10 protein-coding genes are annotated in these 13315 nt (G+C 73.9%); 4 read left to right on the top strand and 6 right to left on the bottom strand.

Annotated features, from left to right (window positions below; genetic code table 11):
* Positions 1 to 391: 391 nt before the first annotated feature.
* Positions 392 to 1885 carry a GH1 family beta-glucosidase gene (locus MICAU_RS20750; RefSeq protein WP_013287299.1) on the top strand — a complete coding sequence of 498 codons (1494 nt, stop codon included), beginning with the start codon at positions 392 to 394 and terminating at the stop codon, positions 1883 to 1885.
* A 46-nt stretch (positions 1886 to 1931) separates the two neighbouring features.
* Here the strand turns inward: MICAU_RS20750 and MICAU_RS20755 are convergent, their stop codons facing one another.
* From MICAU_RS20755 to MICAU_RS20765, 3 genes are read right to left on the bottom strand one after another with little or no spacing between them, the layout of a single operon-like run.
* On the bottom strand, positions 1932 to 2354 hold the full coding sequence (locus MICAU_RS20755) for a roadblock/LC7 domain-containing protein (protein ID WP_013287300.1): 423 nt from the start codon (positions 2352 to 2354) through the stop codon (positions 1932 to 1934).
* The gene (locus MICAU_RS20760) at positions 2351 to 5008 is read right to left on the bottom strand and encodes a sensor histidine kinase (protein WP_013287301.1); all 2658 of its coding nucleotides are present in this window, start codon (positions 5006 to 5008) and stop codon (positions 2351 to 2353) included. Before MICAU_RS20760 ends, MICAU_RS20755 begins: the two co-directional genes overlap by 4 nt.
* Positions 5009 to 5039: 31 nt before the next feature.
* Positions 5040 to 6410 carry an FGGY family carbohydrate kinase gene (locus tag MICAU_RS20765; RefSeq protein ID WP_013287302.1) on the bottom strand — a complete coding sequence of 457 codons (1371 nt, stop codon included), beginning with the start codon at positions 6408 to 6410 and terminating at the stop codon, positions 5040 to 5042.
* Positions 6411 to 6669: 259 nt separating this feature from the next.
* On the opposite strand from MICAU_RS20765, the gene MICAU_RS20770 reads away from it, so the two are divergent.
* Positions 6670 to 8589 carry a chorismate-binding protein gene (locus MICAU_RS20770; RefSeq protein ID WP_013287303.1) on the top strand — a complete coding sequence of 640 codons (1920 nt, stop codon included), beginning with the start codon at positions 6670 to 6672 and terminating at the stop codon, positions 8587 to 8589.
* A 66-nt stretch (positions 8590 to 8655) separates the two neighbouring features.
* Here MICAU_RS20770 and wrbA read toward each other — a convergent pair whose 3' ends face one another.
* Entirely contained in the window at positions 8656 to 9273 is a 618-nt protein-coding gene (gene wrbA, locus MICAU_RS20775; protein WP_013287304.1) for an NAD(P)H:quinone oxidoreductase, read from the bottom strand.
* Positions 9274 to 9358: 85 nt separating this feature from the next.
* Here wrbA and MICAU_RS20780 point away from each other — a divergent pair, with 85 nt between their 5' ends.
* Positions 9359 to 9850 (top strand): GNAT family N-acetyltransferase, encoded by a 492-nt coding sequence (locus MICAU_RS20780; RefSeq protein ID WP_013287305.1) that lies wholly within the window; start codon positions 9359 to 9361, stop codon positions 9848 to 9850.
* A 202-nt stretch (positions 9851 to 10052) separates the two neighbouring features.
* A complete protein-coding gene (locus tag MICAU_RS20785; RefSeq protein WP_013287306.1) occupies positions 10053 to 11156 on the top strand; it encodes a winged helix DNA-binding domain-containing protein in 1104 nt (367 codons plus the stop codon).
* Between the two features lie 104 nt (positions 11157 to 11260).
* Here the strand turns inward: MICAU_RS20785 and MICAU_RS20790 are convergent, their stop codons facing one another.
* Positions 11261 to 12469, bottom strand: a complete 1209-nt coding sequence (locus MICAU_RS20790) for an ABC transporter ATP-binding protein (protein ID WP_013287307.1) — start codon at positions 12467 to 12469, stop codon at positions 11261 to 11263.
* A gap of 9 nt (positions 12470 to 12478) precedes the next feature.
* The gene (locus MICAU_RS20795) at positions 12479 to 13315 is read right to left on the bottom strand and encodes a carbohydrate ABC transporter permease (protein WP_013287308.1); all 837 of its coding nucleotides are present in this window, start codon (positions 13313 to 13315) and stop codon (positions 12479 to 12481) included.

Below are 13315 nucleotides of genomic sequence, written 5' to 3' on the forward strand. Positions count from 1 at the left end.
GAGGTGGAACCAGAGCCACTCGCGTGGCCCGGCTCCCGCGCGACGCGCACGACGGACGCCAATTCCACTTCGTGCGTGTGTGCACCATCGTTGGGGACGGGGGTTGCCCTCCCCCGTCCCCACACTAAACCCCCGTTGTCGACGGCAAAAGAGGCCGACGGGACAGGCGTGACACGCCACCCGGACGGCCTTTCTCGCTATCCGCCCCACCCCTCGCCGCTCACGCCGCCGCGAGCGACGTTCCCGAGCGACGCCCCCGCCCACCCACTTTCCGGCCGCCCGCCGGCCGCGCCGCACCTCGCCGCGACCGCCGGATCGGGGCCGGCCGCTCCCTGGCTATGATGGGAGCGCTCCCGGCCCAGGGCGGCCCGTCACTCCGAGGAGAAACCTCATGTCGTTACTCACCCGACGGCGCCTGCTCCGCCGCGCCGCCCTGTCCGCGACCGCGGCCGGCGCGGCCCGGACCGGGCTCGCCGGCACCACCGCGGCGGGGGTCGCCGCAACCACAGTCGCGCTCGGCGGCTGCGACAGCCCGCCCGAGCGCACCACCGACCCGGAGCCGGACCGCGGGCTGCGTTTCCCGGACGGCTTCGCCTGGGGTGCGGCGACCTCGGCGTACCAGATCGAGGGGGCCGCGAAGGAGGACGGGCGGGGTGAGTCCGTCTGGGACACCTTCAGCCGCACGCCGGGCCGGATCCGCAACGGCGACACCGGCGACGTCGCGGCCGACCACTACCACCGGTACGCGCAGGATCTGGACCTGATGCGCGACCTCGGGCTGCGCAGCTACCGCTTCTCCATCTCCTGGCCCCGCATCCAGGCCGACGGCTCCGGCCGCCCCAACCAGCGCGGCCTCGACTTCTACCGCCGCCTGGTGGACGGGCTGCACGAGCGCGACATCGCGCCGATGGCCACGCTGTTCCACTGGGACCTCCCCCAGGCCCTCCAGGACGCCGGCGGCTGGGAGAACCGGGACACCGCCGAGCGCTTCGCCGAGTACGCCGACGTGGTGTTCCGCGCCCTCGGCGACCGGGTGCCGGTCTGGCTGACCGTCAACGAGCCGAAGACCGTGGTGCAGAACGGCTACATCTGGGGCCACCATGCGCCGGGCATCCGCGACGAGGACGCGGCGTACCTGGTCGCCCACCACCTGCAGCTCGCCCACGGCCTCGCCGTGCAGGCGCTGCGCGCCACCGGCCTCACCGGCCGGATCGGCCCGGCGCTCAACCTGCACCCCTGCTACCCGGCCGACGACTCCGCCGAATCGGCCGCCGCGACCCGGCTCCACGACGGCTACGAGAACCGCCTCTACCTCGACTCGATCTTCAAGGGCGCGTACCCGCAGGACGTGCTGGACGACCTCGGCCCGGACAGCCGGATGGTCCGCGGCGTCCGCGACGGCGACCTGAAGATCATCTCCAGCCCGGTCGACCTGCTCGCCGTGCAGTACTACACGCCGATCTACGTCACCGGCGACGGCGGCACGGTCCGCAAGTGGCCCACCTCCGAGGCGGAGTGGCAGCAGATCTACCCGGAGGGCATGTACGACATCCTGACCCGGGTCACCCGCGACTACGGCCGGGTGCCGATCACCATCACCGAGAACGGCCTGCCCTGCCCCGACGTGCCCGGCCCGGACGGCAACGTCGACGACGCCGGGCGGGTCGCCTTCCTGCGCGACCACTTCGCCGCCGCGCACCGGGCCGTCGGCGACGGGGTGCCGCTGGAGAGCTACCACGTCTGGTCGCTGCTGGACAACTTCGAGTGGGCCGAGGGGTACGAGCAGCGCTGGGGCCTGGTCTACGTGGACTACGCGAGCCAGCGGCGGGTGCTCAAGCGCAGCGCCCACTGGTACCGCGACGTGATCCGCCGCAACGGTCTGTAGGCCACGGCTGCCCGGCCGGCGCGACGCCGGCCGGGCACCGGTCACCTCAGCGCGGCAGCGCCTGCTGGAGTTCGGCGCGCAGCGCCGGGGTGAGCATCTCGCCCGCCTGCTTGGCCAGCCGCGCCATCTCGTAGCCGACCACGCCGATGTCGGCGTCCGCCCCGGCCAGCGTGGCCAGGATCGAGCCGTCCCGGATCTGCATCACCAGGAAGTAGCCGCGCCCCATCTCGACCACCGTCTGCTTGACGACGTCACCGTCGAACATCTGGGCCGCCCCGGCGGTGATGCTCATCAGGCCGGAGGTCACCGCGGCGAGCTTGTCCGCGTGGTCGCGCGGCAGGTGCGCCGAGATCGCCACCAGGAGGCCGTCGGAGGACACCACCACCGCGTGCGCCACCCCCGGAACCCGCTCGGCGAACGCGTTCACCAGCCAGCTCAGGTCGCGTGCCTCCTGGCTCAACGTCGTCACTGTCGTCGTCCTCCTTCATCGCGCGGCAGGTACATCTCGGTGGTCTCCTCGGCCTCGGCCCGCCGTACCCCGCTGTAGAGGCGCGACAGCATGCCGCCGACCGCCTCCGGGTCCGGCTCGTGCCGCACCGCCGGACGGTCGGCCGGGGCGGCCGAGGCGAGCTGGGCCATCGGAACGCGTACCGGCAGGCCCCGCTCGTTCATCCCTCCGGTCACCGGCGTCGCCGCCGGTGCCGGCGTCACACCCGGCGCCGGCGCGGCCGGCCCCTGCCGGCTGAACCACCCGCCGCCGGCCGCGCCGGCGTCCGGCGTGAGCACGTCCTCGGCCCGCCCCGGGCGCGGACGCGGCACGGTCACCGGCGCGGCGGCCGGTACCGGCGCGGCGGCCCCGGCATCCGTCCCGTCGCCCAGCGGCCGCCCGGTCAGCGGGGACATCGGCAGCGCCGCGGGCCGGCCCGGCGCCGGACGCCAGCCGGCCACCGGCAGCTCGGCCGTCGCCGCGGCGAGCGCACCGGACGCGGCGACCGGGCCGGTGAGCGCCGGCTGCGACGTCCCGCGCGCGAGCCGGGCCGGCGTCGCCTGGACCACCTCCGGCGCGGGCGCCTCGGCCAGCAGCTCGACCGGGATCCGCACCCGGGCCACCAGGCCCTCCCGGCCCGCGCTCAACCGCACCCGTACGCCGTGCCGGGCGCTGAGGTGGCTCACCACGAACAGACCCATCCGTTCCGAGGCCGACACGTCGGCGGCCGGCGGCTCGGCGAGCACCGCGTTCGCCTCGGCCAGCGCCGACGGGCTCATGCCCAGCCCTTCGTCGACGATCTGCACGAGCGCGCCCCGGCCGTCGGGCTCGACGACCACCCGCACCGCGGTGTCCGGGCGGGAGAAGGCGGTGGCGTTCTCCAGCAGCTCCGCGAACAGGTGCACCAGGTCGCCCACCGCGTGCCCGACGACGTGCAGGTCGGTCCGGTTCTCGTGGCGCACCCGCTGGTACTGCTCGATCTCCGCGCTCGCGGCCAGCAGCACCGCGCCCAGGCCCACCGGGCGGTTCCACCGCCGGGTCGACTCCGTGCCCGCGAGCACCAGCAGGCTCTCGTCGTTGCGGCGCATACGGGCGGCGAGGTGGTCGAGCTTGAACAGGTTCTCCAGCTGTTCCGGGTCGCTCTCCTCGCGTTCGAGTTCGTCGAGCAGTTCCAGTTGCCGCTCGACGAGCACCTGGCTGCGCCGGGCCAGGTTGACGAACATGGCGTTGACGTTGCGCCGCATCATCGCCTGCTCGACCGCCACGTCGACGGCGCTGCGGTGCACCGCCACGAACGCCTCCGCCAGCTCGCCGATCTCGTCCTGCGAGTCGATCACCGAGGGCGGTACGTCGATCGCGCCGATCGGGCGGTCCACAGTGCGCAGCCGTTGCAGAGTCAGCGGCAGGTCCACCTGCGCGATCCGCAGCGCCTGGCCGCGCAGCTGCCGCATGGCGCGGGCCACCGACCGGCCGACCAGCAGCGAGATCAGCACCGCGACCAGGAGCACAGTGGCGATCCCGCCGGCCACCAGCAGCGTGTCGCGCAGCTGGCGGGCGCTGGCGTCGTCGGCCTGGCGTACCGCGTCGGCCACGATCTCGCTCTCCAGCTGGCGGAACAGCTCCTGCCGCTGCTCGCTGGCCGCCCACCACTGGGTCGCGTCGAGCAGGACCGGCTTCGCGTCACCGCCGGGCAGCGTCCGCTCCTCCAACCGGGTCGCGGCGACGAAGGCCGGGTCGACCGAGGTGCGGTCGTAGCGGCGGATCTGGTCGGCGGTCGCCGCGACCCGGAACGCGCCGAGCGCGGTGAGCTGCTGGGCCCGCAGGTCGCTGAGCGTCACCTGGTCGTCGGCCTCGTACCGGCCGGACCGGGCGGCGGCGTAGAGCTCGGCGCGGATGCGGGAGGACAGCTCCTTCACCCGGGACAGCTGCACGTACCGCAGCACCGCCTCGGTCAGCTCCTGCCGGCCGCTGCCGGGCGACGGCTCGGCCAGCAGGCTCAGCAGCGCCGCGATCGACCGGTGGTAGTTGCTCAGCACGGTGTCGCTGGAGAGCACCGCCGGCGCCACCGCCGCCCGGATGTTCACCACCTGGTCGTACGCCTCGAGCGCCTCGGAGTAGGAGACCCGCCAGGCGGCGTCCGCGTCGGCCAGCGGCGCGGCGGCGGCGCGCAGCTCGGCCATCGCCCGGTCGGTGGCCTCCTGGAGCGGCTTGAGCGCGGCGACCGCGGCGTCCCGGTCCGCGCCGGTGCCGGCGCGGCGCAGCGCGGCCAGTTCGCCCGCGGTGCGGTCCCGTTCGTGCTGGAGCCGGTCGACGGCGGTGGAGATCTGCCGGCCGATGCCGACCTGCTCGGCGAAGGCGCTCAGCGTGGTGGTCTGCCCGACCAGCCCTCGGGTCTGGATGCCGGCCAGGACGAGGAACGCCAGAGAGGGGATCACCAGCACCGTGGCGAGCTTGGTTCCCATCCGCCAGTCCCGCAGCCGGAACCCGGAGCGCCGCCGGTGCGGCGCAGGGGCCGCACCGCGAGCCGGGTCGGGAGCTGCGCCCACGGTTGCCTCCTCGTCCCGCCCCACCACGTCGGGGAGCGGAGTCCATCCAATCAGGCCGTCGGTCGGTGTCAACGGCCGCCCGGACGGCATGACCAGGACGGTCAGCGCCTCGGGTGGACGGTCACGCGTGCGAGGCGGCCTCGTCCGTCCGGCCGATCCCGGCGATCTCGTCCGCCTCCGTGAGCCGGCCGAGCGCGACGAGCGCGGCGCCGGTGGCGCCGATCTCCGGGTTGCGTTGCCAGCACACCCGGCGGGGCGCGAGCACGTCGAGGAACGCCCCGCGCCACCACGGCGAGGCGGTCAGCGCCCCACCGCCGAGGATCACCTCCATCGGCTCGCCGATACCGGCCTCCAGCAGCGTCAGGTCGTCCGCGACGAGCCGGCACAGGCCGCTCATCAGCCCGGCCAGGATGTCCACGGCTGTGGTGCCGAAGCTGAGCCCGCGCAGCTCCCCCGAGCCCGCCGGGGCGACCCCCGGTGGCCGGTCGCCGCCGAAGCGGGGGTTCGCCCGCACCGAACCGGCGACGCGATCGAGCGCCGCCTCCAGCTCCGTGCCCTCCGGCAGCCGCAGCTCGCGCGCCGCCCAGGCGAACAGGTTCCCGCCGCTGGAGTACGCCGCGCCGGTCACCACGTGGTTGTGGTCGACCCGGTACCGCCAGAGCTGCTCCGGCAGCGGCGGCGGCTCCGCACCGGCCGGCACGGCCTGGATCATGCGGACCGCCGCGGAGGTGCCGACTGTCACCGCCGCGCGGGTCGGGTCGACGCAGCCCGAGCCGACGTTGGCGGCCGCGCCGTCGCCGACCGGCGGCGCCCACCGCGCGCCGGCCAGCTGCGGCCAGCGCCGCGCGTACGCCGCGTTCAGCCGGCCGTGCCAGCCGTCCGGGGCCAGCCGCAGCATCTGATCCGGGCGTACGCCGGCCAGCTCGCACGCCTCCGGATCCCAGTCCAGGCGGCGCAGATCGAGCAGCCCGGTGCCGGAGGCCAGCGAGATCGACATCGGCGCGTCGTCGAGCAGCGTGCCGAGCACGTACTCGGCGAGCCCTGTGAAGCGGGCGGACCCGTCGACGCGCTCACGCAGCCAGGGCAGCCGCACCGACCAGTAGCAGCGGTGCCACCAGGTGCCGGTACGCCCGTGGAAGTCCGCCGGGTCGGCCGGCCCGGTCGCTCCGGGAAGCGGCTCCGGCCGGGTGTCCAGCCAGGTCAGCACCGGCCCCGACGGTGTGCCGTCGGGCGCCACCGGCAGCACCGAGTGCCACTGCGCGGAGGTGGCCACGAGGTCCACGTCCCGCAGGTGCCCGCCGGCGGCCAGCTCGTCCAGGCACTCCACCAGGCACGCCAGGTAGGCCGGGCCGTCGAGCGTCCCGCTGCCGTCGTCCCCGGTGACCAGGCGCACCCGGCGCCGGGCCAGCGCGCCCGGGCGCGGCACGGCGTCCGCGTCGAGCACCAGGCCGCGCACCGAGGAGGTGCCCAGGTCCAGAGCGAGAATGTCCATCGCCGGTCAACCTACCCGGCGGGACCGGCGGTCACGCCAAGATCCGTACCCGGTGACGCGCGATCGGGTTCCACGGCGCCTGCCGATCGCGTACAGTGATCGTCATGCCCGCGCACCTGTCCTGCTGGTGGCCCGCCGACCCGGCGGCCCACCCCCGCGCGTAGCTTCCCCACGCGGCCGCCCGACGAGGCGGCCGCCGGTCTTCCCCGGCATCCCGGGTCGCCTTCACCGGCGGCCACCGGCCCACCGAGGAGACCCGATGACCCGCCTGTCCGACCCGCTCGCCGCCGTCGCGGCCGGCCGCGACCCCGGCCCGTTCGCGCTCGTCCGCCGCGAGGGCGCCGACCACGTCGACCTGTTCACCGGCCCGGTACGCACCGCCGGCCGGCTCGCCGACCTGCCGCTGCCCGAGGACGGCGCCGGTCCGCACACGCTGGCCCTGGTGCCGTTCCGGCAGGTCACCGAACGCGGTTTCGAGTGCGTCGACGACGGGCTGCCGCTGGAGTTCCTGGCGGTCGAGGCGCACCGGCGGATACCGCTGGCCGAAGTGCTCGACGACCTGCCCGACGCCGAGGTGCGCACCCGCGACGCCGGCTTCGACATCGCCGACGACGAGTACGCGGCGATCGTGGAACGGGTGCTGGCCGACGAGATCGGCCGGGGCGAGGGGGCGAACTTCGTCATCCACCGCACCATGCGCGCCACAGTGCAGGGCGACCCGCTTGCGGCGGCCCTGGCCGCGCTGCGCCGGCTGCTGCTGCGCGAACGGGGCGCGTACTGGACGTTCCTGGTGCACACCGGCACCCGCATCCTCGTCGGCGCCAGCCCCGAGCGGCACGTCAGCGTCGCCGACGGGCTGGTCGAGATGAACCCGATCAGCGGCACGTTCCGGCACCGGGGCGAGACGGTCGACCGGGCTGAGCTGCTGCGCTTCCTACACGAGGAGAAGGAGGTGGAGGAGCTGTACATGGTGCTGGACGAGGAGCTGAAGATGATGGCCGTGGTCGCCGAGCACGGCGGCCAGGTGGTCGGGCCGTACCTGAAGGAGATGGCGCACCTGGCGCACACCGAGTACCTGCTGGCCGGGCGCTGCTCCCGGGACGTACGCGACGTGCTGCGGGAGACCATGTTCGCGCCCACCGTCACCGGCAGCCCGATGGAGAACGCCTGCCGGGTGATCGCCCGGCACGAGCGCACCGGCCGGCGCTACTACGCCGGGGTGCTCGCACTGCTGGGCCGCGACGAGCAGGGCCGGCAGATGCTGGACGCGCCGATCCTGATCCGTACCGCCGAGATCTCCCCCACCGGCGCGCTGCGGGTGCCGGTCGGCGCGACGCTGGTCCGGCACTCGACCACCGCCGGGGAGGTGGCCGAGACGCACGCGAAGGCCGCCGGTGTGCTGGCCGCGCTGGGTCTCGGCCCGGACGCGCCGCGCTCCGCCGGCGAGCCGGCCGTCCGGTACGCCGACGACCCCGAGGTACGCGCCGCGCTGGCCGCCCGCAACGCCCCGCTGGCCCGGTTCTGGCTGGAGCAGCGGGAACCGGGCGCGCTCGCGCTGCGCGGGCTGGCCGGGCGCCGGGCGCTGATCGTCGACGGCGAGGACACGTTCACCGGCATGCTGGCCCACCAGCTCGGCGCGCTGGGCCTGGCGGTGACCCGCCGGGACTGGCCGGACCCGGGCCCGCTGGACGGCTACGACCTGGTGGTGGTCGGCCCCGGGCCGGGTGACCCGCGGGACGCGACCGCGCCGAAGATGGTGGCGCTGCGGACGCTGCTGACCGAGCTGCTCGCGTCGGGCCGGCCGACGCTCGCGGTGTGCCTGGGCCACCAGTTGCTCGCCGGGCTGCTGGGCCTGCCGCTGCACCGCCGCGACGCCCCGTACCAGGGGTTGCCGCGGGACGTGCCGGTGTTCGGGACGACCCGCCGGGTCGGGTTCTACGCCAGCTTCACCGCGCTCGCCGACGCCGACCGGGTGGCCGGCCCGTACGGCCCGGTCGAGGTGTCCCGCGACCCGGCCGACGGCGCGGTGCACGCGCTGCGCGGCGCGGGCTTCGCCGGGGTGCAGTTCCACCCGGAGTCGGTGCTGAGCCAGGACGGTACGAGGGTCCTGGCTGACCTGCTCGGGCATCTGCTCGACCGGCCGGCGCTGAGCGCGCATGGAGCGGCCGATCGCGGGTAGGGCTCTGGCGACCGGTGGTCCGGACGGGTTCGAGAGCCCCCGTCCGGCCACCGGTCGCCAGTCGGGTCAGCCGGCCATGCCCCGCTTCAGCGCGGCGCCCATCAGCACGGCCCGCTTGGCGGTGAGCGCGGTGGCCGCCAGTGCCACGTGGTCCGGTGCGACCTCACCGTTGTTGCTGGTGTGCGAGGCGCCGTACGGGTTGCCGGCGACGAACTGGCTCGGGTCGGTGTAGCCGGGGGTCACCACGATGCCGCCCCAGTGGTAGAAGACCGTGTACAGCGACAGCAGCGTCGCCTCCTGACCGCCGTGCAACGTCGCGGTCGAGGTGAACCCGCTGTAGACCTTGTCCGCGAGCGCGCCCGCTGCCCAGAGCGGGCCGGTGGTGTCGATGAACTGCTTGAGCTGGGCGGCGATCATGCCGTACCGGGTCGGCGAACCCATGATGACCACGTCGGCCCAGGACAGGTCGTCCGGCTGCGCCTCCATCACGTCCTGGGTCTCCAGCCGGTGCGCCTGCCAGCCGGAGTTGGAGCGGATCGCCTCGTCGGGCGCCAGCTCACGTACCTTGCGCAGACGCACCTCGGCGCCGGCCTCGCCCGCCGCCTCGACCGCCGCCTGCGCCATCTGGTAGGTGATGCCGGTCGCGCTGTAATAGATCACCGCGACCTTGACCTGGCCATCCATCAGACGTTCCCTCCTCGTTTCGGGTCAGCTCCGGCGACTACCCGTTACTTGTTCCGTCAAACTCCGGGCGTGGCATGCTCTCCGGGTGGAGATCCGCACCGCCACGCCGGCCGACTGGCCGCTGATCTGGCCGTTCCTGCGTGCGATCGTGGCGGCCGGCGAGACGTACACCTGGCCCCGGGACGTCACGGAGCAGCAGGCCCGCAGGCTCTGGATGCCGGCCCCGCCGGCGCGGACGGTGGTCGCGGTGGCGCCGGACGGCGCGGTGCTCGGCTCGGCCAAGCTGGCGCCCAACCAGGGCGGTCCCGGCGACCACGTGGCGAACGCCTCGTTCATGGTCGCCCCGGCCGCCGCCGGGCGCGGCGTCGGCCGGGCGCTGGCCGCGCACGTGCTCGACGCGGCCCGGGCCGACGGCTACCGCGCCATGCAGTTCAACGCCGTGGTGGCCACGAACACACGGGCCGTCGAGCTGTGGCGGTCGCTGGGCTTCGAGGTGATCGGCCGGGTGCCGGAGGGCTTCCGGCACCCCACCCGGGGGTACGTCGATCTGCTGGTCATGTACCGGCGCCTGGACTGAGCCGGCTCAAGATTTGCGCAAGTTCCGCCGGCAACCGCTGTACCGGCCCAGCTCACACGGGATGCTGGTCGAACCGGCGTCGGCCGCAGCGGCCGCCCCCACGCCGGGAACCTGAACGGGGGATCGCGCTGGTGTCGGCAGCGCCGCCGGCGCAGCGCGATCAGGGGCCGCGTTGTCGTACCCCGGGCCTACGCTGACGCCCGTGACCGTACGCCTCAACCGCGCCGAGGCGCTCGCGCTGCGCATGACCGGCCTGCTGTTGCGCCCGCACCCCACCACCCGCCCGCAGGGCGTCGCCGACGTGGTCGAGTGGTTCGGCGCCATGCAGGCGCAGGACGCGGCGAGCGGGCTGTGGTCGCTCGGCGTACGCCTTCCCGGCGCCACCCAGGACGACGTCCGCGCGGCGCTGGAGCGGCGCGAGGCGCTGCGCACCTGGCCGATGCGCGGCACCGTGCACCTGGTCCCGGCGCGCGACGCGCGGTGGATGCTGGAGCTGACCGGGGTGCGGACGCTTGTGGGCATCGCCGGTCGGTGGCGGCAGCTCGGGCTGACCGTCGCCGACGGCGAGCGGGCCTGTGACGTGCTGGGCGCGGCGCTGACCGGGGGCGGCCGGCTCACCCGCGCCCGATGCGTTGCCGCGTTGCGCGCCGCCGGGCTGGACACGGGCGATCAGCGCGGCTACCACCTGCTCTTGTTCACCAGCCTGCGCGGCGTCACCTGCATCGCCCCGCACGTCGGCACCGAGCAGACGTTCGCGCTGCTCGACGAGTGGGCGCCCGAGCCGCACCGCCCGGAGCGGGACGAGGCGCTGGCGTTGCTGGCGCACCGCTTCGTACGCGGCCACGGCCCGGTGAGCCGGCACGAGCTGGCCCGCTGGACCGGCCTGACCGTCACCGACGCGACCCGGGCGATCACGCTGGCCGGTGACCTGCTCGCCCCGGTCGAGGTCGACGGCGAGCCGGCAGTGGTCGACACCGCGCTGCTCGACGCGCCCCGCGCGCCGGTCGACGACCTGCACACGCTGCCCGGCTTCGACGAATACCTGCTCGGCTTCAAGGACCGCTCGCTGATGCTCGACCCGGCGCACGCCGCCGCCGTGGTCCCGGGCAACAACGGGGTGTTCCGGTCGACTGTGGTGCGCGGCGGGCGGGTGGTCGGCACCTGGACGCGGACGCTCGGCGCGAGGGCGGTGACGGTGAAGGTGCAGCAGCTCGTGCCGTTCGACGCCGCGCTGCGCGCCCGGGTGGACGCCGCGCTCAACGCTTACGCCCGCTTCCTCAGCCTGGAGCTGCGCCACTCCTGGTGACCACGCCCCGCGGACCGGGCACGCTGAGCGGAACGCCATGGGTGTCAAAGCGGTGCCGAAGCACCCATGGCGTTCCACTCAGCCCGATGAGGGGCGGGGGCGGATCAGTCGGCCAGCGCGCCGGCGGAGCGGCCCTCGTGCAGCGTCAGATTGCGGCCGCTGCCCGGGTCGAACAGGTGGATCTTCTCCAGGTTGAACCAGACCCGGCGGGACTCGCCCTCGCGTACCGGCGACTCCGCCGACAGCCGGGTGACCAGGTTCGACCCGGCGCCGGCGAAGTCCGCCGCACCCGTGTCGGCGGCCAGCTCCTCCAGCTCGGCGGCGGTGGCCCGCTCCCCCTCGACGGTGAAGTAGACGTACTTGTCCGAGCCCATCGACTCGACGATGTCCACCGGCGCCTCGAACTCCATGCCCCGGCGGCGGGTCTCGTCGTCGATCAGCGCCGCGTCCTCGAAGTGCTCCGGGCGGATGCCCAGGATCAGCTCCCGGGGCGCGTCGCCGCCTTCCAGCTCGCGGCGGATCCGGTCGCCGACCGGCACGTCACCGAGCGCGGTCCGCAGCCGGCCGTCCTCCACGACGGCGTGCACGAAGTTCATCGAGGGCGAGCCGATGAACCCGGCGACGAAGAGGTTGCGCGGGTGGTCGTACAGCTCCTGCGGCGGCCCGACCTGCTGCACCGCCCCGCCCCGCATGATGACCACCCGGTCGCCGAGCGTCATCGCCTCGGTCTGGTCGTGGGTGACGTAGACGGTGGTGGTGCCGAGCTGCTTCTGGAGCCGCGACACCACGGTGCGCATCTGCACCCGCAGCTTGGCGTCCAGGTTCGACAGCGGCTCGTCCATCAGGAACGCCTTGGGCTGCCGGACGATCGCCCGTCCCATCGCCACCCGCTGCCGCTGGCCGCCGGACAGGTTGGCCGGCCTGCGGTCCAGCAGCGCGGTCAGCTCCAGCACCTTCGCCGCCTCGTCGACCTTCTGGTTGATGGTCTCCTTGTCCATCTTCGCCAGCCGCAGCGGGAACGCCATGTTCTCCCGCACGGTCATGTTCGGGTAGAGCGCGTACGACTGGAAGACCATCGCGATGTCGCGGTCCCGGGGCGCCTTGTCGTTGACCCGCTCGCCGCCGATGCGCAGCTCACCGGAGCTGATGTCCTCCAGCCCGGCGATCATGTTGAGCGTGGTGGACTTCCCGCAGCCGGACGGGCCGACCAGGATCACGAACTCGCCGTCGGCGATCTCCAGGTCGACGTCCTGTACGGCGGTGGTCCCGTCCGGGAACCGCTTGCTCACCTTGTCCAGCACGATGTCGGCCATTGCTACCACCTATCCCTTGACTGCGCCGGAGGTCAGACCGGAGACGATGCGGCGCTGGAAGAAGAGCACGAACAGGATGATCGGCACGGTGATCACCACGGCGGCGGCGCAGATCGCCCCGGTGGGGTCCTCGAACTGCGACTCGCCGGTGAAGAACTGCAGCGCCACCGGGACCGTGCGGGACCGCTCGGTCGAGGTGAGCGTGATCGCGAACAGGAAGTCGTTCCAGCAGAAGATGAAGACCAGGATGGCCGTGGTGAACACGCCGGGCGCGGCCAGCGGGGCGATCACCCGCCGGAACGCCTGTCCCTGGGTGGCGCCGTCCATCTTCGCCGCCTTCTCCAGGTCCCACGGGATCTGCTTGAAGAACGCCGACAGCGTGTAGATCGCCAGCGGCAACGCGAACGTGATGTACGGCAGGATCAGTCCGGGCCAGGTGTCGAACAACCCGAGCTGCCGCTCGATCTCGAACAGCGGCGACACCAGCGACACCTGCGGGAACATCGCGATCAGCAGCGAGACTCCGACCAGCAGCTTCTTGCCGGGGAAGTCGAGCCGGGAGATCGCGTACGCGGCCATCGTCCCGAGCACCACGGCGATCGCGGTGGCGATCAGCGCGATGCCGATGGAGTTGACCAGGGCCCGGACGAACTGGTCGGTGTCGAAGATGGTCCGGTAGTTGTCGAGCGTCCACTCCCGCGGCCAGAACTTGCCGTCGGTGAGCGTGGCCGGGGTCTTGAACGACAGCGAGGCGATCCAGAGCACGGGGACCAACGCGAAGACGACGACCACGACGTCCAGCAGGCCCCAGCGCAGCTTCGCCCGCGTGGTGGTTTCCACTGCCAT

It is taken from the genome of Micromonospora aurantiaca ATCC 27029 (assembly GCF_000145235.1).
In the GTDB taxonomy this organism is placed as follows: domain Bacteria; phylum Actinomycetota; class Actinomycetes; order Mycobacteriales; family Micromonosporaceae; genus Micromonospora; species Micromonospora aurantiaca.